The following is a 3,683-nucleotide window of genomic DNA, read 5'->3' as shown; positions in this document are numbered from 1 at the left end:
TTTTTTTGGTCAGACCGCGACCACCGAGATTTACACTTATGCGTTCGTCGTCTGCGTCAGATGTGGATAAGAGACAGCGGGCGCGGCGGGCGGCCCATCAAGAGAACCCCCTGGGGGAGCGCGCCCGCGAGCAGGAGGCCCGCACGGGAGCGGCCCCGCGAGGAGTGGAAGAGAGCGGATGGGCGAGCGCGGCAGGCGGCAGCGCGGGCAGGGCCGACCCGATGGGCAGGCCGGGCCGGACGCACGGGAGTTGCTGGAGCGGGTGCTGGGCGCGGTGCGCTACGCCGCCGAGGACGCCCTGGACGACGCGCTGGACGCCGGCGCCTCCGCGCTGACCGCCGCCGAGGATCAGGACGCGGTGGGCCGGGCCCTGGTCGCCGCCGCCGTCGCGGACGTACGGCGCTGCTGGGAGGGCGGCTGGCTCCCCGCCGACCTGGTGCGGATGCTGCGCCGGGAGCGGGGTGCCGACCCGGTGCCGTTCCTGGTCGACATGATCGCCGCCGAGGAGCGGGACCGCGCCGGCCGCCCGGGACCGGGCACCGGCGACGAGCGCTGGGCGGAGCAGCTGCGCGAGTTGGAGGCGCGGATCTGGTGGGAGGGCGACGGCGGCTATCTCGCGGCGCTGGCCGGGCGGGCGCGCGCCGGCCGCTTCGAGACCGCCGGCCGGGTGCTGGACGTGCTGCGGGTGATCCACCGGCTGCCCCGGATCCCTCCGGTGGCCCCGCGCACCGCGCACCGGCCGGTCGGCGACCACCGGATGCTCGGCCGGATCCGCGCGCTGCTGGCCAAGGCCGAGTCCACCGGCTTCCCGGAGGAGGCCGAGGCCCTGTCGGCCAAGGCGCAGGAGCTGATGGCCCGGTACAGCGTCGACGAGGCGCTGCTCGGGGCGGCCCGCGGCGCCGCCGGGGGCGAGGGGCCGGGTGCCTGCCGGATCGGGGTGGACGCGCCGTACGAGTCGGCCAAGGCGCTGCTGCTGGACGCGGTGGCCGAGGCCAACCGCTGCCGTGCGGTGTGGTCGTCCGAGCTGGGCTTCTCCACGGTGGTCGGCTTCGAGGCCGACCTGGAGCTGGTGGAGATGCTCTACACCTCGCTGCTGCTCCAGGGCACCACCGCGATGAACCGGGCCGCCGACCGGCACCACGCCCGGGGCAGGTCCCGGCGCACCCGGGACTTCCGGGAGTCCTTCCTGATCGCCTACGCCGGCCGGATCCGCGACCGGCTCACCACGGCCACCCGGCAGGCCACCGAAGAGGCGGTACGGGAGCGGGCACACGGCCCCGGGCTGGACACGGCCGCCGAGGCGCTGCCGGTGCTGGCCGCCCGGGAGGTGGCGGTGGGGGAGGCCGCCGAGCGGATGTTCCCGGCCACCACCGCGCACCGGCTCAGGGGCCGGGACGCGGCGGGCTGGGAACAGGGCGAGGCGGCGGCCGACCGGGCCGACCTCGGCTGACGGGGTCGGCCGCGGCGGGACCCGGGCGGGGGTGTCCGAGGTCCCCGGCATTGAGGCGCGGAGGCAACGGTGCCTCCGGATCCCCCGGGGTCCCCCGGAGCCTTCCAGGTCCCTCGGCATCGGGGCGCGGCGGACAACGGATCCCAGGGTTCCTCCGGATCCCCCGGATCCCCCGCGGCCGACCGGAGGTCAGAGGCCGATGATCGCGGGGTCGTGGGCCAGGGCGCGCAGGGAGTCCTGCGGGGAGGCGACCAGGCGGCGCTCGGCCAGGTCGAGGATGCCGCCGACGCTGGTCAGTTCGGCGGCCAGGGTGCCGTCCGCCTTGTGGATCCGCTGCTCGATGGTGAAGGTCTTGCTGTCCTCCTTGTGGAGGACCGCGCAGCTGACGTCCACCTCCTCGCCGGCGTGCAGTTCCCGGCGGTACTTGATGGTGGTCTCCAGGTTGACCGGGCCGATGCCCTTGTCCAGCAGCGACTTCTGGGTGATGCCCGCCGCGCGGAACAGCTCCCAGCGGGCGTGCTCGGCGTACTGCAGGTAGACGCTCATGTTGAGGTGGCCCTGCGAATCGGTCTCATAGCCGCGGACCGTGATCCGCACCGAGAACGGCTGTGTCACCGTGATCCCTTCAGTTTCAGGAGGTAGACCCCTCCCGCCGTGCCCATGTATTGGTACTCCGCGTCCGGGTGGAGCTGGCGGGCGTAGTCCGCCATGTCCTGCGGGGTGCGCGGGGGGTCTTCGTGAAACGCCAGGTAGTCCGGTGTGATTCCCCTGGTGTCGCCCACCCAGAACACCCGGCAGCGGTGGGCGAGCCGGCTGATCGGGGGCACGTTGGCCTCCACCGAGGCGCCGTCGGGGATGGTGGCCAGCAGGTGTTCGGCCGCCCGCACCGAGTCCGGCTTGCGGTAGGTGTCCGGCACGGTGAGCCCGTACAGCGGCAGCGAGCTGCTGAGGGCCAGCGCCGCCCCGGCCACCGCCACCGGGAGTTGGCGGGCGTAGCCGCTCAGCCAGGCGCGCGGGCTGCGCCGGGAGCGGTCGCAGGCGTCCACCAGGGCCAGGAAGACCACCGGCATCAGCACCGCGTTGTAGTGCCAGTCGGTGCCCCAGTAGTGGTCGTCGTGCGAGACGAACCGCCAGCCCAGGGTGGGCAGCGCGGCCAGCAGCAGCGGGGAGCGCAGCGCCAGCAGGCCGGTGGTGGGCAGCAGCACCCAGGCCAGGGTGCGCAGCGCGGTGTCCAGCGGGATGGTGGCGGTGGTGGTGCCGCTGTCCATCTTCTGCCAGTAGTCGTAGGAGCCGCCGCTGTTGAAGGCGGGGATGATGACGCCGAGCGCCACCGCGGCGGCGATCACTCCGAAGCCGATCAGGCCGATGGCGGTCAGCGACACCCGGCTGTCCCGGAGCCGCCAGGTGCGTATCAGCATGATGGTGCCGATGGCGGCCACCGTGGCTCCCATGTCCTCCTTGACGAGGACCAGGGGGGCGGCCCACAGCGCGGCCCTGAGCCAGCGTTCGGCGAGTACCGCCTCCAGGGCGAAGGCGAGCAGCGGCACGGCGAAGCAGATCTCGTGGAAGTCGAAGTCCACCGCGCGTTGGACGCCCCAGGAGAACCCGTAGGCGACGCCGATGAGCAGACCCCGGCCGCGGCCCAGCAGTCGGGCGGCGATCCGGGTGACCGGTATCGCGGAGAGCGCGAACAGCGCGGCCTGGGCCACCAGGAGGGTCACCGGTCCGGGGAACAGCCGGTAGAGGGGGGCCAGGAGAGCGGTGACCGGGCTGAAGTGGTCGCCGAGTATGTTCGCGCCGGGGCCCTTGAGGTCGGCCACCGGGGCCTTCAGCTGCGCGTAGCCGCGTATCGCCTGCTCGAAGATGCCCAGGTCCCAGGACATGGTCTCCATCCGCCGGTAGCGGCAGACGGACAGCGTGGCGTAGGCGGCGAACAGCCCCAGTGCCAGCCAGTACGGGTCCAGCACCGGCCGGCGCAGGGCGGCGGCCCGGTCGCTCAGCCGCCGCCGGCCCGCGGAGCCGACATCGGCGGGGCCGGTGTCGGTGGTGGGGCCGGGGGTGGATTCGGCGGCCGTGTCCATCCAGGGTCCTTATCGTGTGGGCGTCTGTGCGAAAAGATACGCGAAGGGGGCCGGCGGGAAATGGGGAGCTGGTTGACGCGGCGGAGGCGGTTCGGGGCGACACGGGTGGCCGTGGGGCTGCTGGCCGGGGCGGTGCTCACCGGGTGCGGTGG

At 73.7% G+C, this 3,683-nt stretch carries 3 protein-coding genes; 1 reads left to right on the top strand and 2 read right to left on the bottom strand.

The window, feature by feature from the left end:
• Positions 1 to 178: 178 nt before the first annotated feature.
• On the top strand, positions 179 to 1,450 hold the full coding sequence (locus E4099_RS30330) for a DUF2786 domain-containing protein (RefSeq protein ID WP_135342316.1): 1,272 nt from the start codon (positions 179 to 181) through the stop codon (positions 1,448 to 1,450).
• A gap of 189 nt (positions 1,451 to 1,639) precedes the next feature.
• Here E4099_RS30330 and E4099_RS30325 read toward each other — a convergent pair whose 3' ends face one another.
• Together E4099_RS30325 and E4099_RS30320 are read right to left on the bottom strand one after the other, a co-directional pair.
• Complete coding sequence (locus E4099_RS30325) at positions 1,640 to 2,065, bottom strand: acyl-CoA thioesterase (protein WP_135342315.1); 426 nt, start codon at positions 2,063 to 2,065, stop codon at positions 1,640 to 1,642.
• Entirely contained in the window at positions 2,062 to 3,531 is a 1,470-nt protein-coding gene (locus E4099_RS30320) for a DUF2079 domain-containing protein (protein WP_135342314.1), read from the bottom strand. The genes E4099_RS30325 and E4099_RS30320 overlap by 4 nt, the downstream gene beginning before the upstream one ends.
• Positions 3,532 to 3,683: the final 152 nt, after the last annotated feature.

This window comes from Streptomyces palmae (genome assembly GCF_004684805.1).
Lineage (GTDB): Bacteria > Actinomycetota > Actinomycetes > Streptomycetales > Streptomycetaceae > Streptomyces > Streptomyces palmae.
Note: the sequence above shows the minus strand (reverse complement) of the source record. Positions and strands in the feature narration are given on the sequence as shown.